The sequence below is a fragment of the Allosaccharopolyspora coralli genome, from assembly GCF_009664835.1.
GTDB lineage: Bacteria > Actinomycetota > Actinomycetes > Mycobacteriales > Pseudonocardiaceae > Allosaccharopolyspora > Allosaccharopolyspora coralli.
Genome location: NZ_CP045929.1, coordinates 2012752 through 2035292, shown reverse-complemented (window position 1 = coordinate 2035292; position 22541 = coordinate 2012752). Strand labels below are relative to the sequence as shown.

The window sequence follows — 22541 nt, the reverse complement described above, 5'->3', positions numbered from 1 at the left end:
ACGAATGGCACGGGTGGCGAGCGTTACCGCGGGAGGACCACGGAGCGTCCGGCGGCACAGGTGCGGGTCGGCGTGATCGAATGTTCGTGTGGCGGATGTGGTGGTCGTCGGATCCGGTCCCGCGGGGCGCGCGGTCTCGGCCGCCTGCGCGGACGCGGGTCTGCACGTCGTGCTGGTCGCGCCCGCCCCCCGGCGAGTGTGGGCGAACACCTACGCGGCCTGGCACGACGAGCTGCCCCCCGAGCCCGCGCGGCACACCGTCGCCACCCGCGCGGACCGCGTGGTCGCGATCGGCACCACCGAGCACGCATGGCACCGCCCGTACGCCGTACTCGACAACACCGCGCTCTGGCAGCACCTGTGGCGCCCCGACGTCGAGGAGGTCATCGGCAAGGTCGCCACCGCCGAACACGCCGACACCGGCTCGACGGTGGTGCTCACCGACGGTCGCCGACTGGCCACCGCGGCGATCGTGGACGCGTCCGGCCCGACGCGGGCGCTCTCCGGTGGTCGACCGGCGCGCACTCCCGCACACCAGACCGCGGTCGGGGTGATCGTGCGCGACGTCGACGCGGAACCGTTGCGCCCTCGCGGCACCGCGGTGTTCATGAACTGGCGCCAAGCCCCCGACACTCGGGGTGGGTGGCCGACGTTCCTCTACGGCGTTCCGGTGTCCCCGGGACAGGTCTTGCTCGAGGAGACCTCGCTCGCTCGGCGACCGGCGCTGCCACTGGCACAACTCCGTCGGCGACTGCACGGCAGACTCCAGGAAGCCGGTGTCGAGGTCCCGGACGACGCGTTCGAGGAACGGGTCCGGTTTCCGGTGGACGACCCGTTGCCGAAACCGTCCCGCGTGATCCCGTTCGGCGCGACCGCCGGTTTGATCCATCCGGCCAGCGGGTTCAGCGTGGCCGCGTCGTTGCGTCTCGCACCATGGATCGCAGGTGCGATCGCGGCCGGACTGCCCGCGGGTCCCTCGGCCGCCGCCCGAGCCGCGTGGTCGATCCTCTGGCCCCCGTCGTCGCTGGCGACGCACGAGATGCGCCGACGCGCGCTGCGTGCGCTGCTCGCGTTGCCGCCGGACGAAGTTCCGGAGTTCTTCGAGCAGTTCTTCGGGCTCGACGAACGGCACCGGCGCGCGTTCCTCAGCCCCGTCCCGGATCCGTCGAGCACCGTGACGGCGATGGCCTCGATGTTCCGCGACGCCTCGTGGACCCTGCGCAGCCAGTTGATCACCGGAGTCGTGGCGCCGCGCCGTTCGGAAGCGCATCATGGCCTGGGCGGCCTGTGATCGGTCGAACGACATGCGGCAGTGCGAACGAATCGCCCCGAAATGTCCGGTTGTACGCACTGTCGTCGAATCGACCGTACTTCGCCGTGCCGCGCTACCCGGGGTGACGGCGTCACCCCGGAGGGCTGTGTCAGTGACCACACCTTGTGCGTGGAACAGGGCTGAGCCCTCACGCGACCGCGCTAGTTTGGACGATGGCGAGACCTCGTGCGCACGACGCTCGGTGGCGTGCCCGCGCCGTGCGCACGAGGGGAAGACGAGATGTCGGTGAACAAGTGGTGAACAAGGTCGAGGGGCAGGCATGAGTGCGAGCAAGATCGATTCTGTGCTTGCACTGGTGGACGGTGTTCGGTTCGCGTTCCAGCCACTGATCAACGTCAAGACCGGTGCCATCGTGGCGGTCGAAGCGCTCGCTCGTCCCACCGGTACCGGAATCCAGGATCTCTTCCGCGAGGCCGCACGACGCCGCCGCCTCGCCGAACTCGACGTCCAGTTGGCGGTCTCCGCAGTGCGGACCGCTGCCGAGCACGAAACCCTGCTCCCCCTGCACCTCAACCTCTTCGGCGGCACCGCCGTGCACGACTTGCACCGCATCGACGAACTCAGAGAGGCACTCGCCGCAGCAGGCAGACGGGAACACGAGGTCACCCTGGAGGTGGCTCCGCCGTTCGCGCGGCTGGACCCGAAGCACCTCGCCGCGAACGTGGCCCAACTGCGTGACCAGGGCTTCCACGTCGCACTCGACGGGGTCGGCGACGGGGACGTCCCGCTCACGTTCCTCCCCGACCTGCAGCCGAGCATGGTCAAACTCGACCGTAGCGTCGTGCAGGCCCTGCCCGACGACACCGGACGTGCCGCGATCGTCGAGTCCGTCCGCCACCTCTGCGACGCCACCGACAGCAGCCTGGTCGCCGAGGGCGTCGAGAGCGAGCGGCAACTGTCCGCGTTGCGCCGCAACGGCGTGCGACTGGTGCAGGGAAACCTGTTCGCCCCTGCCGCGCGCCGGCCACCGACGACGATCACGGTGCCGGGAGTCGCGGCCGAGGTCACCGACCCGGGCGGGCGGGTCGCGCCCACCACGGCTGCGGGCCCCCGTGTCACCGAATTCCTCTCGCCCACCACGATGCTTCCCGCCGACACCACGGCCGACAAGGTGCGCGAAGTGCTGGCCGACCACTCCGAGATCAGCGGCGTCGTCCTCGTCGACGAGCAGAACCGTCCGCAGTGGACCATCGACCGGAACCGTTTCCTGCTCGCCGTCACCGGACCGTACGGGCACGCGCTGCACGCGAAGCGGCAGGCGTCCCGGCTGGCGGACGAGCCGCGCGTGGTCACCACAGCCACCACCGCGATGGAAGCGCTCACGCTGGTCACCGGTTCCGACCAGTACCGGATGTACGACGACGCGGTCGTGGTCGACGAGTCCGGGCGGTGTCTCGGCTCAGTCCGCGCGGGGCATCTCATTCGCGGCATGGCCGAACTCAAGGTCGAAGAGGCCGCCGCGCTCAACCCACTCACCCGCCTGCCCGGCAGCGACAGCGTCGCCAGGGACGTGGCCCGGCGCGTCGCCGCCGGCGACGTGTTCTCGGTGAGCTGGCTCGACGTCGACGGCTTCAAGTACATCAACGACACCGTGGGCTTCTCTGCGGGGGACGACCTCATCAAGACCATCGGCCGCAGCCTCACCGACGCCGCGACCGCGCTGGCCTCGGTCCAGGTCGGGCACGTCGGCGGGGACGACTTTCTCATCGTCTCCGACCTCGACGACCTGGTGCCGCTGTCGGAGATGCTGCTCGACCCCGCACGCCAGGTGCAGGACGTCGACGTCACGCTGTCGCTGGCGACGCTGGTGTGCACGCAGAGCGCCGTCACGACCTACGACGAGGCGTCCCGGCTGCTGGCGCCGCTGAAGACGCAGGCCAAGGAGATCGACGGCGCCAGCTGGGTCATGTCCCGGCCCGGTTCCGACAAGGTCGACGTGCTGCGCGGCGAGGGGCAACACGGGCGGGTGCCACCGCCGGGTTTTCCCACGCAGGACCCTGACCCGGGTCACCCCGACGCCCCCTCCCCACATCCGCCGGGCTCGAGCAGCGTCCGCGCAAGCTGAACGACCTTGGGGCGAACGGCACTCTCGCCCCACCACACGAGGCGAAAGTGCCGTTCGCCTCGTTCTGTCGGGGGCCGTGCGAGACTCGGGGCGTGTCGTGTTGTGTCGCGCTGCTGCGCGGGATCAATCTCGGTCCGGCGAACAAGGTCGACATGGCCGAGCTGCGTACCGTGTTCACCGCGCTCGGGCACCAGGAGGTCAGCACCTACATTCGCAGCGGCAACGTGGTGTTCCGCTCGGATCGTGCTGACCTCGACGAGATCGCGCGGGAGTCGCAGGCGCGGATCGAACGAGACCTCGGAGTCACCTCGGCCGTCATCGTCCGCAGCCACTCGGACCTCGAAGCGGTGCTGCGCGCCAACCCGTTCATGTACGACGAGCACGACCCGGCGAAACTCCACGTGGCGTTTCTCGGGAAGGAGCCAGCACCCGACGTCGTGGACGCGTTGAACGTGCCATCGGGCGAATCAGCACGTTTCGCCGTCGTGGGGCGGGAGATGTACCTGCATTATCCGAACGGTTCCGCCCGGACGAAGCTCGGAACGTCGTTCCTCGCCCGCCTCGGAGTCGTGGCCACGGCACGCAACTGGCGCACCGTCCACAAGCTCCACGCCCTCACCGCGGACTGAGCCCCGCAGGATGAGCTGTCGTCGTGAGTGTCAGCGGCGAAGCCGCTGACACTCACGACGTACGCAGTTCCGCCACGGACCACCGCGCAAAACCTACTGAAGGAGTTCTCAGACGGTGAAGCCGAGAGCGCGTAGTTGCTCGCGACCGTCGTCGGTGATCTTCTCCGGGCCCCACGGCGGCATCCACACCCAGTTGATGCGCATGTCGCCGACGAGCCCGCCACCGGGGCCGCCGCACAGGGCGCTGCGCGCCTGCTCCTCGATCACGTCGGTGAGTGGGCAGGCCGCCGACGTCAACGTCATGTCGATCGTCGCCGTGTTGTCCTGCTCCACGTGCACGCCGTACACCAAGCCGAGGTCCACGACATTGATCCCCAGCTCGGGGTCGACGACGTCCCGCATCGCTTCCTCCACGTCCTCCACGGACGCGGTCTCGGCGCTCGGCGCGACCTCGGGCATGCCGGCGGCGCCCCGCTGCACGTCCTCGGACTCGTCCTGCTCCGCCACCTGAGTCTGGTCCTGACTGCTCATGAAGTTTCCACCTCGTCGACAACTCGGGACAGGGCGTCCTTGAAAGCCATCCACCCCAGCAGAGCACACTTCACCCGCATCGGGTACTTCGCGACCCCGGCAAAGGCGATGCCGTCGTCCAAGACATCCTCGTCGGGTTCGACCTGGCCGCGGCCGTGCATCAGCTCGGTGAACGCGGCCTGCGTCGTCAGCGCCTCCTTGACGGACCGGCCGACGACGAGATCGGTGAGCACCGACGTCGCCGCCTGGCTGATCGAGCAGCCCTGCCCGTCGTAGGAGACATCCTGCACCACGGCGTCCATGCCGGAGCCCTCCAGCCGGACCCGAAGCGTGACCTCGTCCCCGCAGGTCGGGTTGACCTGGAACGACTCCGCGTCGAACGGGTCCCGCAGCCCGCGCAGGTGCGGATTGCGGTAGTGATCGAGGATGATTTCCTGATACATCTGCTCGAGCTGCATCGCCCCTCCTCTCAGGCCACGCCGAAGAACCGCTGAGCGTCACGCACCGCGTCCGCGAGCACCGTGACTTCCTCCGGTTCGTTGTACAGATAGAAGCTCGCCCGGATGGTCGCGGGCACACCCACCGTCCGATGCAGCGGCCACGCGCAGTGGTGCCCCACGCGGACCTCGACGCCGTGGCTGTCGAGGACCTGGCCCGCATCGTGCGGATGCACCCCGTCCAGCACGAACGACACCGTCGCCCCGCGGGATTCCGAACTCTCCGGACCGATGATCCGCACTCCGTCGATCTCGGAGAGTTCCCGCAGCGCACGTTCGGCAAGCTGGTGCTCGTGGGCGGCGACGCGCTCCATGCCGAGCGAGGACAGGTAGTCGACCGCCGCGCCGAGCCCGACCGCCTGCGACGTCATGGGCACACCCGCCTCGAACCGCTGCGGCGGCGCCGCGAACGTCGAACGGTCGATGTGCACCATCTCGATCATCGACCCGCCGGTGAGGAACGGCGGCATGGCCTTCAGCAGCTCGGTGCGGCCATAGAGTACGCCGATCCCGGACGGGCCGAGCATCTTGTGCCCGGAGAACACCGCGAAGTCCACGTCCAGCTCGCGGAAGTCCACCGGAGTGTGCGGCACCGACTGGCACGCGTCGAGCACGGTGAGCGCCCCCACCTGTTGCGCGCGGCGCACCAGCGGCTCGGTCGGGTTCACCGTGCCGAGCACGTTGGACTGGTGGACGAACGCGACGAGCTTCGCGTTCTCCGTGATGACCGAGTCCACGTCCGAGAGATCGAGCCTGCCGTCCGCGGTCACGCCGAACCAGCGCAGCGTGGCGCCGGTTCGCTCGCACAACTGCTGCCACGGCACCAGGTTCGCGTGGTGTTCCATCTCGGTCACCACGACCTCGTCACCCGGACCCAGCCGGAACCGTTCCGCCTCCGGGCCCGCCGTGCCTGCGTTGCTCATCGCGTACGCCACCAGGTTGACGCCCTCGGTGGCGTTCTTGGTGAAGACCACCTCGTCCACGCCGACACCGACGAACCGGGCGATCGTGGCACGAGCATGCTCGAACGCGTCCGTGGCCTCCTCGGCGAGCTGGTGCGCGCCGCGGTGCACCGCCGCGTTGGACGTCTCCAGGAACGCGCGCTCGGCGTCGAGCACCTGGCGGGGACGCTGCGAAGTCGCGCCCGAGTCCAGGTACACCAACGGCCGGTTCTCGCGCACCGTGCGGCCCAGGATCGGGAAGTCCGCACGGATCGCCGCGGTGTCCAGCGGCGTGGCGAGCGTGCCCACCTGCTCGGGGGCACCGGGAGGCTGAACGGTCATGACTGGGCGGCCGCCTCCTTCTTACCGGTGAAGCGCACGTAGCCGGAGGACTCGAGCTCGTCGGCCAGCTCCGGGCCGCCGGACTCGACCACACGGCCGTCGGCGAAGACGTGCACGTGGTCCGGGCGGATGTGGTTGAGCACCCGGGTGTAGTGCGTGATGAGCAGGACGCCCTTGTCGCCAGGCTCGGTGTAGCGGTTCACGCCGTCGGAGACCACCCGCAGCGCGTCGACGTCGAGGCCGGAGTCGGTCTCGTCGAGGATCGCGAACCGCGGCTTGAGCAAATCGAGTTGCAGGATCTCGTGCCGCTTCTTCTCACCACCGGAGAAGCCCTCGTTCACGCTGCGCTCGGCGAAGCCCGGCTCGATGTCGAGGTTCGACATGGCCTGCTTGACTTCCTTGACCCAGTGCCGCACCTGCGGAGCCTCGCCCCGGACCGAGGTGGCCGCGCTGCGCAGGAAGTTCGACATGGACACGCCCGGCACCTCGACCGGGTACTGCATGGCGAGGAACAGGCCCGCGCGGGCACGCTCGTCCACGCTCATCTCCAGCACTTCCTCACCGTCGAGCTGCACCGAGCCCGAGGTGACCTGGTACTTGGGGTGTCCGGCGATCGCGTAGGCGAGCGTGGACTTGCCGGACCCGTTCGGGCCCATGATCGCGTGCGTCTCGCCGGAGCGCACGGTCAGGTTGACGCCCTTGAGAATCTCCTTCGGGGCGTCGTCGGTGAGGACCGAAACGTGCAGGTCCTTGATCTCCAGGGTGGCCATCGTCTGTCTCGTTCTCCTGGTGTTCGGTGAAAGCTCGGGTGCCGCCTTGCGGCCATGGGCCGGCGGCGGGATGCAGGCGCTCAGGCGCCGATCGCGTTCAGTTCCTCTTCGATCGCGTTCTCGAGGCGCTCCCGCACCTCGGGCACGGTGATCTTCTGCAGGATCTCGCCGAAGAAGCCGCGTACGACCAGACGCCGGGCCTGGTCCTCCGGGATTCCCCGCGCCTGCAGGTAGAACAGCTGCTCGTCGTCGAACCGGCCGGTGGCGCTGGCGTGACCGGCGCCGGCGATCTCGCCGGTCTCGATCTCGAGGTTCGGCACCGAGTCGGCGCGCGCGCCCTCGGTCAGCACCAGGTTCCGGTTCAGCTCGAAGGTCTCGGTGCCCTCGGCCGCGGCGCGAATCAGCACGTCACCGATCCACACCGTGTGCGCCGAGGCTCCCTGCAGCGCGCCCTTGTAGGTCACGTTGCTGCGGCAGTTCGGCTGCGAGTGGTCGGCGAGCATCCGGTGCTCGAGGTGCTGGCCGGAGTCGGCGAAGTACACGCCGAGCAGTTCGGCGTCACCGCCCTTGTCCCGGTAGTTCAGCGTCGTGTTCACCCGCACCAGGTCACCGCCGAGGGTGACCGCCAGGTGGCGGAACACCGCGTCCCTGCCGACCGAGCAGTGCTCGGCGGAGACCTGGGTGGCGCTGTCCTGCCAGTCGTGCACGGACACCACCGACAGCCGCGCGTTGTCCTCGGCGACGAGCTCGATGTTGTCGGCCAGCACGCCGGTACCGCGGTAGTCCACGACGACCGTCGCCTCGGCGAACATCTCCGCACGGATCTGCAGGTGGCCGTAGGCGAGCTGGCCCTCACCCGGGCCGTGCACCGTGACGCTGATCGGGTTCTCCGGCCGGGTGTCCTTGCCGACCGTGACGACCGTGGCCTCGGTGAACGAACTCCACGCCTGCGCGCCGATGCGGTCGGACGGCACGCCACCGTCGCCGAGTCGCGCGTCGTCGCGCCCCACGGTCTCGACCGTGGTCTCCGTACCCGCGTCGACCTCGACCGTGATCGAACCGGTCGCCGAGGCGTCGCCGGTGTGCAGATCGTGCAGGCGCTTCATCGGCGTGAAACGCCAGTCCTCCTCCCGGCCGCCGGGCACCTCGAAGGCGTCCACGTCGTAGGAGGTGAAGCGCTGCCCACGGGAGGACTGCGGGACCGCGGTCCCCCCGTGGGAGTGCTCGTCGAGGCCGTGCTGGCCGGACGTTTCGAGTGTCGACTCCGTCATCTCAGCCAACGGACCCTTCCATCTGCAGCTCGATCAGGCGATTCAGTTCCAGCGCGTACTCCATCGGGAGTTCGCGCGCGATGGGCTCGACGAACCCGCGGACGACCATCGACATGGCCTCTTCCTCGGTCAGACCACGCTGCATCAGGTAGAACAGCTGGTCCTCGCTGACCTTGGACACGGTGGCCTCGTGACCCATGGACACGTCGTCCACACGAATGTCGACGTACGGGTATGTGTCCGAACGGCTCACGTTGTCGACCAGCAACGCGTCGCACACGACCGAGGAGGACGAGTGGTTGGCGCGCTTGGCGACCTTGACCAGACCGCGGTAGGACGTGCGGCCACCACCCCGGGCGATCGACTTCGACGTGATCGTCGAGGAGGTGTGGGGAGCCATGTGCTCCATCTTCGCGCCGGCGTCCTGGTGCTGGCCCTCACCGGCGAAGGCCACCGAGAGCACCTCGCCCTTGGCGTGCTCGCCCATGAGGAACACCGACGGGTACTTCATGGTCACCTTGGAGCCGAGGTTGCCGTCGACCCACTCCATGGTGGCGCCCTCTTCGGCCTTGGCGCGTTTGGTGACCAGGTTGTAGACGTTGTTCGACCAGTTCTGGATCGTCGTGTAGCGGCAGCGCGCGTTCTTCTTGACCACGATCTCCACGACCGCCGAGTGCAGCGAGTCGCTGGAGTAGATCGGAGCCGTGCAGCCCTCGACGTAGTGCACGTAGGCACCCTCGTCGACGACGATGAGCGTGCGCTCGAACTGGCCCATGTTCTCGGTGTTGATGCGGAAGTAGGCCTGCAGCGGGATGTCGACGTGCACGCCCTTGGGGACGTAGATGAACGACCCGCCCGACCAGACCGAGGTGTTCAGCGCGGAGAACTTGTTGTCCCCGGCCGGAATGACCGACCCGAAGTACTCCTTGAAGATCTCCGGGTGCTCCCGCAGGGCCGTGTCGGTGTCCAGGAACTGGACACCCTGCTCCTCGAGGTCCTCACGGATCTGGTGGTAGACGACCTCCGACTCGTACTGGGCGGCCACGCCCGCGACGAGGCGCTGCTTCTCCGCCTCCGGGATGCCCAGCTTGTCGTAGGTGTTCTTGATGTCCTCCGGCAGGTCGTCCCAGGTCTGGGCCTGCTCCTCGGTGGAACGGACGAAGTACTTGATGTTGTCGAAGTCGATCCCCGACAGGTCGGCACCCCAGTTGGGCATCGGCTTGCGCTCGAACAACCGCAGCGCCTTCAGACGCTGTTCGAGCATCCACTCGGGCTCGCCCTTCTTCTCCGAGATCTCCCGGACAACGTCCTCGTTGAGGCCTCGGCGAGCGCTCGCACCGGCGACGTCCGGGTCGGCCCAGCCGTACTCGTAGTTGCCCAGTGACGCCAGGGTTTCTTCCTGGGTCAGCTGGCCGTCGGGCGCCGTGGTGGGTCGCTGCTCGGCAGCGGCAGTCATACGGGCTCCCCTCCATCAGGAATCGGGGCGGTCTCCTGTCGGTCCGTCGGGTCCGGACCTCCAGAGTTCTGGTGGTGTGTCGAACGGTTGCCCGCCGGTCCTTCGGACCGGGCGAGAGGCACGTGCGTGGTGCAGGCCGCGTCACCGTTGGCGATCGTGGCCAGCCGCTGCACGTGGGTGCCGAGAACTTCGGCGAACGCCGCCGTCTCGGCCTCACACAGCTGCGGGAAGTCCGCAGCGACGTGTGCCACCGGGCAGTGGTGCTGGCAGAGCTGCTCGCCACTGCCGACCGTCCTCGTCGAGGCAGCGTAGCCCTCCCGCGAGAGGGCCTGCGCGAGCACCTCGGCACGGTCGACGGTCGTGGTGGCCGCCTCCAGTGCCTCCTTGTGGTGCTCGACGAGGGCGGTCATCCGCCGCTCGGCGAACGAACGGACGGCGTCCTCGCCCGCGTTCTCGGCGAGGTAGCGCAGTGCGGCGACCGCGAGGTCGTCGTAGGCGTGCCCGAACCGCGCCCGGCCCGCCTCGGTGAGCAGGAACAGCTTGGCGGGTCGGCCACGTCCGCGACGGGCCCGCGTCGACGCCTCCCGAGTGCAGGCCTCACCTTCGGACACCAGCGCGTCCAGGTGCCTGCGCACCGCGGTGGGACTCACTCCGAGTTCGTCGGCGACCGCCGCCGCGGTGATCGGTCCCTGCTCCAGGAGCAACCGTGCCACCGCCCGCCGGGTACGTCCGTCACCGCCACCGCCCGGTACCGGCGCGGGGGCGGAACCCTGCTGCAGCGCAGGGTCACTGACCGGGGCACCCTCGGTGGCCGCCCCGGCCGGTGTCGACGTCCCGACGTTTTTCACAACACTGATGTTACCTATTTGGTCCGACAGCGCCTAGGTGCGGGCCCCGGAGGAGACCTGAGTCACCCGATTACGCTGACCGGGGTGGCGGCAGGTGGTGACACGGTCGGCGACGGGGAACGCACAGCGCAGCCCCCGATCCAGGGGACCGGCAAGGAACGACGCGACGGCGCACGGCAGGAGTCCGAGGGGTCGAGCGCGGCGACAGCCGTCACCCGACACGGGGAAGCGGGACCGGCCGGCCGCATCGACGACACGGCGGGAACCGCGCCCGAGCCCGGCCCACTCGATCACCGAGAACGCCGCCAGCTCGACGTGGTGCGCCGGTTCGGGACCACCGGCGCGCTGATGCTCGGTGTCGGCGCCATCGGGGCGGGCGCCGCGCCGGTCGACAATCCGCTGTCCGGCATCCGCCTGATCGGCTTGCCCGCCCGCATCCCGACCGTGGCGATGGCCTGCGCCTGGCTCGGCATGCTCATGATCGTCATCGCCTGGCTGTGGCTCGGCTCCCTGTCCTGGCCGGGCAGGGCGAGGATGGTCTCGCGCTCTCAGCTCGACCGCACCGTGATCATGTGGGCGATCCCGTTCGCGATCGCCCCTCCCCTGTTCAGCCGCGACATGTACGCCTACCTCGCCCAGAGCGAGGTCGCCGCGCGGGGCCTGGACCCCTACGTGCTCGGTCCCGCCTTCGCGCTCGGCGTCGACAATCCGTTCACTGGCAACGTCCCGAACATCTGGCGGGACACACCCGCCCCGTACGGTCCGCTGTTCCTGATGTTCGGCCGCGGCATCGCCACGATCGTCGGGGACAACATCGTCTTCGGTGTGCTGCTGTGGCGGGTCGTCATGATCATCGGGCTCGGGCTCGCAATCTGGGCCATCCCCCGACTCGCCGAGCGATGCGGAGTGCACCCCGTCGCGGCGCTGTGGCTCAGTGCCGCGAACCCGCTCGTGTTCTTCCACGTGGTCAGCGGCATGCACAACGAAGCGCTGCTGGTCGGTGTGATGCTGGCAGGCATCGAACTCGGGCTGCGCTACCCGAACGTCTGGGGGCTGATAGGGGCGGGGACCCTGCTCGTGATCGGAGGCGCGATCAAACCGCCCGGGTTCATCGCGCTCGGATTCTTCGGGATCTACGTGGCGCGCTTGTGGGGCGCTCGCTATCGCGACCTGTTCACGGTCGCGGCGATCCTGACCGCGGTCTTCCTCGCGGGAATGACGATCATCACCGTCACCAGCGGATGGGGACTCGGCTGGGTGGAGACTTTCGACGTGCCCAACCGCCTCAAGACGTGGGTGGCGCCGCTGACCGGACTCGCCGGCGCGGGCGGCGGGATCGGGATGCTGTTCGGGCTGGGCAACCACACCGAGCAGTTGCTGAACATCACCAAGGTGATCGGCTATGCCCTCATCGGCGGGATCTGCCTACGCCTGCTGTGGACGTCCTTCCACGGCCGAATCGACCCGATGCGCGGCCTGGGCATCACGCTCGGCGCGCTCGCCCTCTTCGGCCCGGTCCTGCACCCCTGGTACCTGCTGTGGGCGCTGGTGCCGCTGGCGCTGTCGGTGCACGACACCCGGTTCCGGCTCGGCGCGGTGGCGATCAGTGCCGTACTCGCGCTGTCGGTGCAACCGACCGGGGCGGGCTTCGAGCTCCGTGCGTTCGTGCTCCCGCTCTCCGTCACCGCCGCGCTCATCGCGTTCGCGCTGACCCTGCTGTTGGTGCGCGGCAAGGTGCCGTCGCTGTGGCCGCCCCGGAGCGGGGCGAGCGCGCTCACGTCCTAGGCTGAGAACGCCCGGCGTTCGCCGGAGCATCCGGGAGTCTAGGAGTTCGTCGGCACGATGCCTGCGCCACACCACACCCGCGACGGCCGCGCGGAGTGTCCACGGTGACTGCCGAGGACGTCGCGCTGAGCGTGCGTGGGCTGGTGAAGCGCTACGGCAGCACCGTGGCGGTCTCCGGTCTCGACCTCGCGATGCCCCACGGCTCGGTACTCGCCCTGCTGGGACCGAACGGAGCGGGCAAGACGACCACCGTGGAGGTCTGCGAGGGATTCCTGCGCCCCGACGCCGGCGAGGTCCGGGTACTCGGGCTCGATCCGACCACCGACGCCGCGAGGCTGCGCCCCCGCATCGGGGTGATGCCGCAGGGCGGCGGTGCGTACCCGGGGGTGCACGCCGAGGAAATGCTCCGGCTGGTCGCCACGTGCACAGCCGATCCGTTGGATCCTGCGTGGCTGCTGGAGGTCCTCGGGCTGGGTGCGGTGGGGCGCACCCCGTACAAGCGGCTCTCCGGCGGCCAGCAACAGCGCCTGTCCTTGGCGTGCGCACTCGTCGGCAGGCCCGAGCTGGTGTTCCTCGACGAGCCGACCGCCGGTATGGACCCGCAGGCTCGGCGGCTGGTGTGGGACCTCGTGTCGGCGCTGCGCCGGGACGGGGTGGCAGTCGTGCTCACCACGCACCTCATGGACGAGGCCGAGTCGCTCGCCGATCATGTCGTCATCGTCGATCACGGCAGGGCGGTGGCGAACGGGACGCCCGCGGAACTGACGGCGTCGAACGGCGCGAACAACGAGCTGCGGTTCCGCGCCGACCCAGCGCTGGATCTCGAACTGCTGGTCACCGCACTGCCCGAAGGCTGCGAATCCACCGAGCTCCGTCCCGGTGAGTACGTGGTGCGCGGTGACATCGACCCGCAGGTCGTCTCGACGGTCACCGCGTGGTGCGCACGCCACGGCGTACTCGCCCAGGAGTTGCGGGTCTCCCGGCGCAGCCTCGAGGACGTCTTTCTCGAACTGACCGGACGCCGGCTCCGCTCCTGACGGGTGCGCACCTGGCTCCCGGCGCGCACGGTCGCGGTGGGACACTGGAGACCTCATGCGCCGATCCGCCGTTTCCGCACCGTTCTTCCGCCGTCCACGAGCGAGCGGCGCCGTGCCGTCGGCGGTGCCGAGGTGAGCACCGGCCCCACCAGCGACGCCGCGCTGTCGACCGAGAACGGCGGCAACGACGGATTTCCGGCGGGCACGTTCTCGCCGGCCCCCGGCCGTGGCCGCCCGCTGCGAATGCTCGCCGCGCACACCAAGGTCGAGGCCCTGCTCATTCTCCGGCACGGCGAGCAGGCACTTCTCACGCTGATCATCCCGCTGGCGCTGCTCGTCGGCCTGAGCACGCTACCGATCGGCGACGTTCCCGAGCCCCGGGTGGACTCGGTGATGCCGCGCGTACTGGCGCTCGGGGTGATGTCAACGGCCTTCACCGGACAGGCGATCGCCCTCGGATTCGACCGCCGGTACGGGGTGCTCAAACGCCTGTTGGCGACCGCGTTGCCGACGTGGACGCTGATCTCGGGCCGGGTGCTGGCGACCCTGCTCGTCGTCGTCCTGCAGGTCGTGGTGCTCGGCCTCACGGCGCTCGCCCTCGGCTGGTCGCCGCAACCGGTGGACGTGCTCACGGCTGCGCCGGTGCTCGTGCTCGGTACGCTGGCATTCGGCGCTGCCGGTGTTCTGGTGGGGGGTGCCCTGCGGGCCGAGATCGTGCTCGCGCTCGCGAACGCGATCTGGTTCGTCCTGCTGCTGGCGGGCGGACTGGCACTGCCCGCGTCCGAGCTGCCCGGGCCGCTCGAGCAGATCGCGCGGCTGCTGCCCTCGGGTGCGCTGGCCGAGGCGCTGGAAGGGACGCTGCGTCTCGGAGCGGGGCCAGGCTGGGTGCCGGTCGCGGTGCTGGCCGCTTGGGGGTGCGCGGCCGGAGCGTTGGCCCTGCGCACGACTCGACTGACCTGAGCAGCGCCGACCCCACTGGTCGCGCAGTTTGATCTGCGTGTGTGGTGCCGTGGAACCTCAGCTCGCGGCTCGCCGGTGTGCGAATGCGACGGGAAACGAGGTCGTCGTGTCGTGGCAGCGGCGGAGCCGCTGAGCAATCACCACGGACGCAGCCGGACCACCCGCGGGTTCTCAGCGCCCTCCTCGCGAGGACAGCGGTTTCGCTGCGTAGGTGGGCTACTCGAGAAACCGTTCCCGCAGCGAGGAGGGCGCTGAGGTTCCGCCACCCGACCACCCACGCAGCTCAACCCCGCGCACCCCCTTGTGCGATCGATAGGGTGCGTTCATGACCACTGAGATCGCCCGCCTGTCCCAAGCCTCGCTGGACCCGCTGCACGCCATGATCTACTTCGCGCCGGAGTCCGAGGAGGAGTTCACCGCCCTCGGTCTCGAGAAAGGGTTGATGGCCTACTGCGCGGGACGCGCCGCGGCGATGGGGCCGGTTCCGGGGGGCGTGGTCGCCGCGACGTTCTTCAACTTCAATCCGGCTGCCGTCGCGACCGTCATTCCCCACGCCTGGACCCTCAGCTCCCCCGACGACGTCATCGCCGCGCGCTACCGGGCCGTGGACCGCGCGCTCCGCCGCCTGCTCGGCGACGAGATCGCGGACTCCACCGAGGTCGCCGAGTCCGCCGCGGTCGCCAAGGAGGCCGCCGAGGCCTGCACACCGGACGGCAAACCGCTCTACGCCGGGCACGCCGACCTGGAGTGGCCGCAAGCACCGCACCTGCGGCTCTGGCACGGCGTCACGCTGCTCCGCGAGTTCCGCGGGGACGCACACGTCGCCGCCCTGCACACCGCAGGCTTGTCCGGGCTCCAGGCTCTGGTGCTGCACGTGTCGACCGGCAAGGCGTTCACCGAGTCCGCCGCCAAGGCGACCAGGGCATGGTCGGACGAGCAGTGGACGGCCACCCAGCACGAACTGCGCGAGCAGGGCCTGCTGGACGAGCAGGGCACGATCACCGAAGAGGGCACCAAGCTGCGCGAGGACGTCGAGACGGCGACGGACTCACAGTCGATGGCCCCGTGGATGCGGATCGGCGCCGAGAAGATCGAGCGGCTCACCCGGCACGGTGCCGAACTCAGCCACCAGGTGCTCAAGAACGGCGGGCTCCCCCAAAAGCTCTTCGCCCGCAAGACCTCGGGTTGAGCGCCTCACTGAAGGTCCTGCTCGGCGGGGCGGCCGGCGGAACCTCAGCGGGCGGTCCGGTCGCGTCCGTGGGGGAAACTCTTCGGCACTGCCCTGCCGAGCCCGGGCGCGGGATCGGACACCGCTGGACATAGCATGAAGGCGTGTCGAGTTCGTCCGCGCTGTCCCGCCTTTCGTTCCTGTCGCACCCGCCCACGCGTCTGCTGCGCGGGCTGGCGCTCGCGGTGCTGGTGACCCAGCTGCTCATCGCGGTGACCGGTGCGACGGTGCGGGTGACCGGCTCCGGGCTCGGATGCCCGACCTGGCCGCAGTGCTTCCCCGGCAGCATGGTGCCGGTCTCGCACGCGGAGGTCGCGACCCTGCACCAGGTCATCGAATTCGGCAACCGGCTGCTCACCGGCTTGGTCGGCTTCGTGGCACTGGCCTGTCTGCTGGCGGCGTGGCGGACTCGTCCGTACCGGCGCCGCCTCGTGCGCCTGGCACTGGTCATGCCCGTTGGCGTGCTGGTGCAGGCCGTGCTCGGCGGGATCACCGTGCTGGTGGACCTGAGCTGGTGGAGTGTCTCGCTGCACTTCATGGCGTCGGCGGTGCTGATCTGGGTGGCCGCGCACTTGTTCCACGCCGCAGGCGAAGGCGACCGGGAACCGGCGCTGCTGGTGACGGTGCCGATGCGGCGTCTGCTGGTCGCCGTGACCGCGACGACCTTCGCGATGCTGCTCGCAGGCACCCTCGTCACGGCCGCAGGTCCGCACGCCGGTGACGCCGACACCCCGCGCCTCGGGGTCGCCGTGCCGCTGCTCACACAGGTGCACGCGCTGTTGGTGATGGCGTACGTGTGCCTTCTCGCCGTGTTCGGGGTGTGGCTGCGCTACACCCGTCCGACGAAGTCACTGTTGCGCGTCTACGGGACGACCTGCGTCGTCGTGCTCGCGCAGGGCGCGCTCGGTTCGGTTCAGTACCTGCTCGGCGTTCCTGAGGCGATGGTGGTGTTGCACGTGTTCGGCGCGACGGTCGTGATCGCGCTGACCGCGCTGCTGTGGGGCGAATCCCGCTACCGTGGACCGGTGCCGACCATCACTGGCGACGCGGAGAAGGAACCGGTCGGCGCCTGAACGCGCCTCAGAACCGCAACCGGGTGGCGCCCTCGCGTTCCCACCGCCGCCACAGTTCGGGCATCTGCTCGCTGAGCCAGGCGTAGAACTCGTGCACCGTGCGCAGCCGTCGCGCCCGTTCGCCTTGCCCGCTGAACATGCGCAGGCCCTCGGCGGTGAGCTGTTCGAGTTCGGTGACCCGCTCCATGCGTTGGCGCACGAACTGCGACCAGTGGTCTTCCTCGACCCGGTAGAGCGCGGCCTCCCGGCCCTGGCGGGTGGTCCTGGAGATCACCCCGAGCCGCAGCAGCAGCCGTACGTTGGTACTGACCGAGCCGGTGCTGGCGGCCAACGCGTGCGAGAGCTCGGCGGCGGTCCGTTCCGGCGGATCGCAGATCAGCAGGAACGACAGGATCCGGCCCGCGATGAGCGGCATGCCTTCGCTGGCTTCGAAGTGCGCCGCCATCTGTTCGATCCATTCCGACATCGCGGGACGGTCGGTGCGGGGCGCGTAGTCGGCCACCGTGCCTCCTCAGCTCTCCGGAGTGATCAACTTCGGGCGATGCTGAAAAGGTAGACGACAACGAAGTGCGGGGCCAACAGGCGGCGCCGCGCGTGTCGCGGCCGTGGCCGCTCGTCAGCCGTTCATGCCTGCCATCTTCTTGCGGTGGGCGGGCCCGATGGTCAACGCCGCGGTGGTCTGGGCGTCCCATTCCGACGCGGTCAGGTTCTCGACCGCCTCGATCACGGACTCACCGGTCGCCACGTCCGCGACGACCACGTCGCCGAACGCGCCGTCGGCGCCGATCAGCACGATGCGAGCGCCCGTCCGGCCGAGGTTCTGCACCACGGCGCGGCCCTCGCCGCCGTGCTCGTCGACGAACGCCTTCGCGCGCGCCACGGCCTTCGCCGGCGCTGCTGTCTGCTGGTCAGTCTTCTCGTCAGCCACGCCGAGATCCTAGACACAGTCGCCCCACGCTCGCGCCGCAACGTGGCACACACCTCCACCCCAGCCGGGCCCGGAAGGGCGCGAACGGCCACGGGGCGAGACGATGTTGCGACAGGCCCGCGCGCGGCGGGAGGCTCGCGGGAACGATCACGATCCGGACAGGAAGGTGCCTGCGCATGCGCGCGATCCAGGTGCGGCAACCGGGCGGCCCCGAGGCCCTCCACAGCGTCGAGCTCGACGACCCGTCCCCCAGCGGCGGCGAGGTCCTCGTCCGCGTCGCCGCCAGCGGGGTGAACTTCATCGACACCTACCAGCGCAGTGGGCTCTACGAGATGCCGACACCGTTCACGCCGGGTTCGGAAGGCGCGGGGACGGTCGTGGCCGTCGGCGACGGCGTCGACGGGGTCGCGGTCGGTGACCGCGTGGGCTGGTCGATGGTGCCCGGCAGCTACGCCGAACAGGCGCTGGTGCCCGCGGACAAGCTCGTCCGGCTTCCCGGTGGCATCGACGACCAGACCGCGGCCGCGTCGATGCTGCAAGGCATGACCGCGCACTACCTGGTGAATTCCACGTTCCCGGTCGCCACCGGCAACACCGCGTTGGTGCACGCCGCCGCAGGCGGCATGGGGCTGTTGCTGACCCAGTGGATCAAGGCCAAAGGCGGCATCGTCGTCGGGACCGTCTCCACCGACGAGAAAGCGAAGCTCGCCACCGAGGCGGGCGCCGACGAGATCATCCGCTACGACCGCGACGACGTCGCCGACCAGGTCCGCGACCTCACCGACGGGCGCGGCGTGGACGTGGTCTACGACGGTGTCGGCAAGGACACCTTCGACGCGAGCCTGGCTTCCTTGCGTCCGCGCGGAACCCTCGCGTTGTACGGCGCGGCCAGCGGCCCGGTGCCGCCACTGGACCCGCAACGGCTGAACTCGGCGGGCTCGGTCTTTCTCACCCGGCCGACGCTGGCGCACCATCTGCTCTCGCGGGAGGAACTGGACTGGCGTTCCGGCGACCTGTTCTCCGCGATCGCGAGCGGGGTCCTGCGCATTCGTGTGGGCGGTACCTACCCGCTCGCCGAGGCCGCACGCGCCCACGAGGACCTCGAGGCCCGCCGCACGACAGGAAGCCTGCTCCTGCTGCCCTGACAGGACGTGAGAGAGCATTGGGGACCTGGCCTTGTGCCCGTAGGGCACGGTCACACGTGATCAGCCCGTGAGGGGCTCCGGCGTTCGGAGTTCGTGCCTCGCGAGGCAGGGGTTCTCGCCGCGTACACGTCGGCACTCAACAGGACCCCAGCACCGCGAGGCGCGAACTGGGACGCCGGTCACGGACCACCCGACCAAGCTCCACAATGCGCTCTGAGTCCGCAGGTCAGGACGTCGCGAGCGGACGCGGCCACAGGGGCGGGCAGCCGAGCGGGGTAGCGACGAAGCGTAGGCGTATCCCGGCCGCGACCCTCGGTCGAGTGGCCGGTCCGGACGGGTGAGCGAGCACGAGTCGGACACGACTAGGCTGGATCTCGGACGAGGGATAACAGCGGATGGGATCGGTCCAGACCGCATCCACCGCGTGAAGGAAACTGGAGCTGCGTCCGTGTCCGTCACCGACGATCTTGACCGCTTGACAACCAAGCGACTCCCCGCAGATTGGACCGAACTCGACCAGCGCGCTGTGGACACCGTCCGGGTGCTGGCCGCCGATGCGGTCGAGAAGTGCGGGAGCGGTCACCCAGGCACCGCCATGAGCCTGGCCCCGGCCGCGTACGCGCTGTTCCAGCGCGTGATGCGGCATGACCCGACCGACGCCTCCTGGATCGGTCGCGACCGGTTCGTACTGTCGGCCGGGCACTCGAGCCTGACCCTGTACCTGCAGCTGTTCCTGTCCGGTTACGGGCTGGAACTCGACGACATCAAGTCGCTGCGCACCTGGGAGTCGCGGACGCCAGGGCATCCGGAGTACTGGCACACGCCCGGCGTCGAGACCACCACCGGCCCGCTCGGTCAGGGGCTCGCGAACGCGGTCGGCATGGCGATGGCCGCACGCCGCGAGCGCGGACTGCTCGACCCGGAGGCCACGCAGGGGCAGAGCCCCTTCGATCACCAGGTCTACGTGATCGCCTCCGACGGTGACATCGAGGAGGGCGTGACCTCCGAGGCGTCGTCGTTGGCAGGTACCCAGCGACTGGGCAACCTCACGGTCGTCTACGACGCCAACGAGATCTCGATCGAGGACGACACGAACATCGCGCTGTCCGAGGACACTGCGAAGCGTTACGAAGCCTACGGCTGGCACGTGGTGACCGTCCACGGCGGCGAGGACGTCGTCGGCATCATGGACGCGTTCGAGGCCGCGCGGGCGGAGACCGAACGTCCGACGATGATCGTGCTGCGCACCGTCATCGGCTACCCGGCGCCGACGAAGATGAACACCGGCAAGGCCCACGGTGCCGCGCTGGGCGGCGACGAGGTCGCCGAGATCAAAAAGGAGCTCGGCTTCGACCCGGAGCAGCACTTCGCGATCTCCGACGACGTGCTCACCCACGCCCGCAAGGTGCTGGACCGGGGTCAGGCTTCCCGGAACGAGTGGCAGGTCTCCTTCGACGCGTGGGCGGCGGCGAACCCGGAGCGCAACGCGCTGTTGAAGCGCATGCGCACGCGGGAGCTGCCCGCAGGCTGGGCGGAGAAGCTGCCGACGTTCGAGCCGGACGCCAAGGGCGTCGCCACCCGGAAGGCCTCCGGTGAGGTACTCGCCGCCCTGGCCGACGTGCTGCCGGAACTCTGGGGCGGTTCGGCCGACCTCGCCGAGAGCAACAACACCTCGATGAAGGGCGTCGACTCGTTCGGCCCCACCGAGATCTCCACCGAGATGTTCCCGGCCCAGCCCTACGGCCGGACCCTGCACTTCGGTGTGCGTGAGCACGCGATGGGCTCGATCCTCAACGGCATCGCGCTGCACGGCGGAACCCGCCCGTACGGTGGGACGTTCCTCATCTTCAGCGACTACATGCGCCCCGCGGTGCGGCTCGCGGCGCTGATGAACGCCCCGGTCGTCTACGTGTGGACGCACGACTCGATCGGGCTCGGCGAGGACGGCCCCACGCACCAGCCGATCGAGCAGCTCAGCTCGCTCCGTGCGATCCCGGGTCTCAACGTCGTCCGCCCGGCCGACGCCAACGAGACAGCGCACGCGTGGCGCGCCGTGCTGGAGGACACCTCCGGCCCGTCCGGGCTGGCGCTGACCCGCCAGGGTGTGCCGACGCTGGAGGGCACCGACGCCGACGGCGTCGCCAAGGGCGGATACGTGCTCGCGGAAGCCTCGAAGGACACCCCGGAGCTGCTGCTCATCGCGACCGGGTCCGAGGTGCAGCTGGCCGTGGAGGCCAGGAAGATCCTCGAGGACTCGGGCGTTGCCACTCGTGTGGTCTCGATGCCCTGTGTCGAGTGGTTCGACCAGCAGGACAAGAGCTACCGCGAGCAGGTGTTGCCACCGGCGGTGAAGGCACGGGTCTCGGTCGAGGCCGGTGTGGCGATGAGCTGGCACCGGTTCGTCGGGGACGCCGGGGAGTCGGTCTCGCTCGAGCACTTCGGCGCGTCGGCCGACTACAAGACGCTGTTCGAGAAGTTCGGCATCACCACGGACGCCGTGGTCGACGCCGCCCGGCGCAGCCTGTCCAACGCACGCAGCGACGCGTGAGCGGAGGGAATGCAGTGACGACCAACACCAACCTCAAGGCGCTGAGCGAGGCGGGCGTCTCCATCTGGCTCGACGACCTCTCCCGCGATCGGATCACCTCCGGCAACCTCGCCGAGCTGATCGAGCAGAAGGCCGTCGTGGGAGTCACCTCGAATCCGACGATCTTCGCGAAGGCGCTGTCCAACGCCGCCGACTACAACGATCAGATCCGCACCCTGGCGGCCCGGGGCGCGAGCGTGGACGACACGGTCCGGGAGATCACGACCGCGGACGTACGGGACGCGGCCGACGTGTTCCGCAACGTCTACGAGTCCGGGCACGACGGCCGGGTCTCGCTGGAGGTCGACCCGCGGCTGGCGCACGACACCGAGCGCACCGTCGCCGAGGCCCTGGAGCTGTGGAAGGCGGTGGACCGGCCGAACCTGATGGTCAAAATCCCGGCCACCGTCGAGGGCCTGCCCGCGATCACCCGTGCGCTAGCGGAGGGCGTGAGCGTGAACGTGACGCTCATCTTCTCCGTGGAGCGCTACCGGGAGGTCATGGACGCCTACCTCGCCGGTCTCGAGCGGGCCAAGGCCAACGGGCACCCACTCGCCGGTATCGCCTCGGTCGCGTCGTTCTTCGTCTCCCGTGTGGACGCCGAGATCGACAAGCGGCTGGACACCGTCGACGGCGGTCAGGACCTCAAGGGCAAGGCGGCGATCGCCAACGCCCGGCTGGCCTATGCCGCCTACGAGCGGGTGTTCTCCTCCGAGCGGTGGGCGGCCCTGCAGGCCGACGGCGCGAAGCCGCAGCGTCCGCTGTGGGCCTCCACCGGGGTGAAGGACCCCGCGTACTCGGACACCCGCTACGTCGACGAACTCGTCGCCCCGAACACGGTGAACACCATGCCGGAGGCGACGTTGGAGGCCACCGCCGACCACGCCGAGATCGTGGGTGACACGGTGACCGGAACGGCCGCCGAGTCGCAGAAGGTCTTCGACGCGCTCTCGGCCGTCGGGATCGACCTCGACGACGTGTTCGCGGTCCTCGAGCGCGAGGGCGTGGAGAAGTTCGAGAAGTCCTGGGACGAGCTGCTGGAGACCGTCTCCGAGCAGTTGCAGCAGGCGAAGTAAGGGCCGCGAGCCCACCGGTCTCCGGCGGGGACACGGCAG

Annotated in this window: 20 protein-coding genes; 11 read left to right on the top strand and 9 right to left on the bottom strand. The window is 69.6% G+C overall.

From position 1 onward, the window contains the following. Positions 1-88: 88 nt before the first annotated feature. The 3 genes from GIY23_RS09675 to GIY23_RS09665 all read left to right on the top strand — a co-directional run bounded on the left by GIY23_RS09675 (position 89) and on the right by GIY23_RS09665 (position 4027). Positions 89-1291, top strand: coding sequence for a lycopene cyclase family protein (locus GIY23_RS09675; RefSeq protein WP_154076345.1), 1203 nt, complete (start codon positions 89-91; stop codon positions 1289-1291). 301 nt (positions 1292-1592) lie between these two features. Next, the gene (locus GIY23_RS09670; protein WP_154076344.1) at positions 1593-3398 is read left to right on the top strand and encodes a GGDEF domain-containing protein; all 1806 of its coding nucleotides are present in this window, start codon (positions 1593-1595) and stop codon (positions 3396-3398) included. Positions 3399-3490: 92 nt separating this feature from the next. Next, positions 3491-4027, top strand: a complete 537-nt coding sequence (locus GIY23_RS09665; protein WP_187352080.1) for a DUF1697 domain-containing protein — start codon at positions 3491-3493, stop codon at positions 4025-4027. A 108-nt stretch (positions 4028-4135) separates the two neighbouring features. Here GIY23_RS09665 and GIY23_RS09660 read toward each other — a convergent pair whose 3' ends face one another. The 7 genes from GIY23_RS09660 to GIY23_RS09630 all read right to left on the bottom strand — a co-directional run bounded on the left by GIY23_RS09660 (position 4136) and on the right by GIY23_RS09630 (position 10683). After that, on the bottom strand, positions 4136-4558 hold the full coding sequence (locus tag GIY23_RS09660; protein ID WP_154076342.1) for a metal-sulfur cluster assembly factor: 423 nt from the start codon (positions 4556-4558) through the stop codon (positions 4136-4138). Then, positions 4555-5016, bottom strand: a complete 462-nt coding sequence (gene sufU / locus GIY23_RS09655; RefSeq protein ID WP_154076341.1) for a Fe-S cluster assembly sulfur transfer protein SufU — start codon at positions 5014-5016, stop codon at positions 4555-4557. The genes GIY23_RS09660 and sufU overlap by 4 nt, the downstream gene beginning before the upstream one ends. A gap of 11 nt (positions 5017-5027) precedes the next feature. Continuing rightward, positions 5028-6338 carry a cysteine desulfurase gene (locus tag GIY23_RS09650; protein WP_154076340.1) on the bottom strand — a complete coding sequence of 437 codons (1311 nt, stop codon included), beginning with the start codon at positions 6336-6338 and terminating at the stop codon, positions 5028-5030. Then, on the bottom strand, positions 6335-7108 hold the full coding sequence (sufC, locus tag GIY23_RS09645) for a Fe-S cluster assembly ATPase SufC (RefSeq protein WP_154076339.1): 774 nt from the start codon (positions 7106-7108) through the stop codon (positions 6335-6337). Before sufC ends, GIY23_RS09650 begins: the two co-directional genes overlap by 4 nt. An 80-nt stretch (positions 7109-7188) precedes the next feature. Then, positions 7189-8379, bottom strand: a complete 1191-nt coding sequence (sufD, locus tag GIY23_RS09640) for a Fe-S cluster assembly protein SufD (RefSeq protein WP_154076338.1) — start codon at positions 8377-8379, stop codon at positions 7189-7191. 1 nt (position 8380) lies between these two features. Beyond that, positions 8381-9835, bottom strand: a complete 1455-nt coding sequence (gene sufB, locus GIY23_RS09635; protein ID WP_154076337.1) for a Fe-S cluster assembly protein SufB — start codon at positions 9833-9835, stop codon at positions 8381-8383. Next, the gene (locus GIY23_RS09630; protein ID WP_154076336.1) at positions 9832-10683 is read right to left on the bottom strand and encodes a helix-turn-helix transcriptional regulator; all 852 of its coding nucleotides are present in this window, start codon (positions 10681-10683) and stop codon (positions 9832-9834) included. The genes sufB and GIY23_RS09630 overlap by 4 nt, the downstream gene beginning before the upstream one ends. Before the next feature lie 84 nt (positions 10684-10767). Here GIY23_RS09630 and mptB point away from each other — a divergent pair, with 84 nt between their 5' ends. From mptB to GIY23_RS09605, 5 genes are all read left to right on the top strand, one after another. After that, positions 10768-12468, top strand: coding sequence for a polyprenol phosphomannose-dependent alpha 1,6 mannosyltransferase MptB (gene mptB / locus GIY23_RS09625; RefSeq protein WP_323847491.1), 1701 nt, complete (start codon positions 10768-10770; stop codon positions 12466-12468). A 125-nt stretch (positions 12469-12593) separates the two neighbouring features. After that, entirely contained in the window at positions 12594-13505 is a 912-nt protein-coding gene (locus GIY23_RS09620) for an ABC transporter ATP-binding protein (protein WP_222850343.1), read from the top strand. A 132-nt stretch (positions 13506-13637) separates the two neighbouring features. Next, a complete protein-coding gene (locus GIY23_RS09615) occupies positions 13638-14465 on the top strand; it encodes an ABC transporter permease (protein ID WP_407646846.1) in 828 nt (275 codons plus the stop codon). A gap of 325 nt (positions 14466-14790) precedes the next feature. Then, complete coding sequence (locus tag GIY23_RS09610) at positions 14791-15654, top strand: SCO6745 family protein (protein ID WP_154076334.1); 864 nt, start codon at positions 14791-14793, stop codon at positions 15652-15654. 143 nt (positions 15655-15797) lie between these two features. Beyond that, a complete protein-coding gene (locus tag GIY23_RS09605) occupies positions 15798-16766 on the top strand; it encodes a COX15/CtaA family protein (RefSeq protein ID WP_154076333.1) in 969 nt (322 codons plus the stop codon). A gap of 7 nt (positions 16767-16773) precedes the next feature. On the opposite strand, the gene GIY23_RS09600 is transcribed toward GIY23_RS09605, so the two are convergent. Together GIY23_RS09600 and GIY23_RS09595 are read right to left on the bottom strand one after the other, a co-directional pair. Continuing rightward, positions 16774-17268: a GbsR/MarR family transcriptional regulator gene (locus GIY23_RS09600; RefSeq protein ID WP_154076332.1), complete on the bottom strand. Its 495-nt coding sequence runs from the start codon at positions 17266-17268 to the stop codon at positions 16774-16776. 114 nt (positions 17269-17382) lie between these two features. Beyond that, entirely contained in the window at positions 17383-17694 is a 312-nt protein-coding gene (locus GIY23_RS09595; protein ID WP_154076331.1) for a hypothetical protein, read from the bottom strand. A gap of 176 nt (positions 17695-17870) precedes the next feature. Here GIY23_RS09595 and GIY23_RS09590 point away from each other — a divergent pair, with 176 nt between their 5' ends. From GIY23_RS09590 to tal, 3 genes are all read left to right on the top strand, one after another. Then, positions 17871-18839 (top strand): quinone oxidoreductase family protein, encoded by a 969-nt coding sequence (locus tag GIY23_RS09590; protein ID WP_154076330.1) that lies wholly within the window; start codon positions 17871-17873, stop codon positions 18837-18839. Between the two features lie 448 nt (positions 18840-19287). Further along, positions 19288-21387 (top strand): transketolase, encoded by a 2100-nt coding sequence (gene tkt / locus GIY23_RS09585; RefSeq protein WP_222850274.1) that lies wholly within the window; start codon positions 19288-19290, stop codon positions 21385-21387. 14 nt (positions 21388-21401) lie between these two features. Continuing rightward, on the top strand, positions 21402-22502 hold the full coding sequence (gene tal, locus GIY23_RS09580; RefSeq protein WP_154076329.1) for a transaldolase: 1101 nt from the start codon (positions 21402-21404) through the stop codon (positions 22500-22502). Positions 22503-22541: the final 39 nt, after the last annotated feature.

Excerpts from the sequence above, each read along its gene's own strand:
- GIY23_RS09670 (WP_154076344.1), top strand. The coding sequence starts at position 1,593 with ATGAGTGCGAGCAAGATCGATTCTGTGCTTGCACTGGTGGACGGTGTT.
- GIY23_RS09660 (WP_154076342.1), bottom strand. The coding sequence starts at position 4,558 with ATGAGCAGTCAGGACCAGACTCAGGTGGCGGAGCAGGACGAGTCCGAG.
- sufU (WP_154076341.1), bottom strand. The coding sequence starts at position 5,016 with ATGCAGCTCGAGCAGATGTATCAGGAAATCATCCTCGATCACTACCGC.
- GIY23_RS09650 (WP_154076340.1), bottom strand. The coding sequence starts at position 6,338 with ATGACCGTTCAGCCTCCCGGTGCCCCCGAGCAGGTGGGCACGCTCGCC.
- sufC (WP_154076339.1), bottom strand. The coding sequence starts at position 7,108 with ATGGCCACCCTGGAGATCAAGGACCTGCACGTTTCGGTCCTCACCGAC.
- sufD (WP_154076338.1), bottom strand. The coding sequence starts at position 8,379 with ATGACGGAGTCGACACTCGAAACGTCCGGCCAGCACGGCCTCGACGAG.
- sufB (WP_154076337.1), bottom strand. The coding sequence starts at position 9,835 with ATGACTGCCGCTGCCGAGCAGCGACCCACCACGGCGCCCGACGGCCAG.
- GIY23_RS09610 (WP_154076334.1), top strand. The coding sequence starts at position 14,791 with ATGACCACTGAGATCGCCCGCCTGTCCCAAGCCTCGCTGGACCCGCTG.
- GIY23_RS09590 (WP_154076330.1), top strand. The coding sequence starts at position 17,871 with ATGCGCGCGATCCAGGTGCGGCAACCGGGCGGCCCCGAGGCCCTCCAC.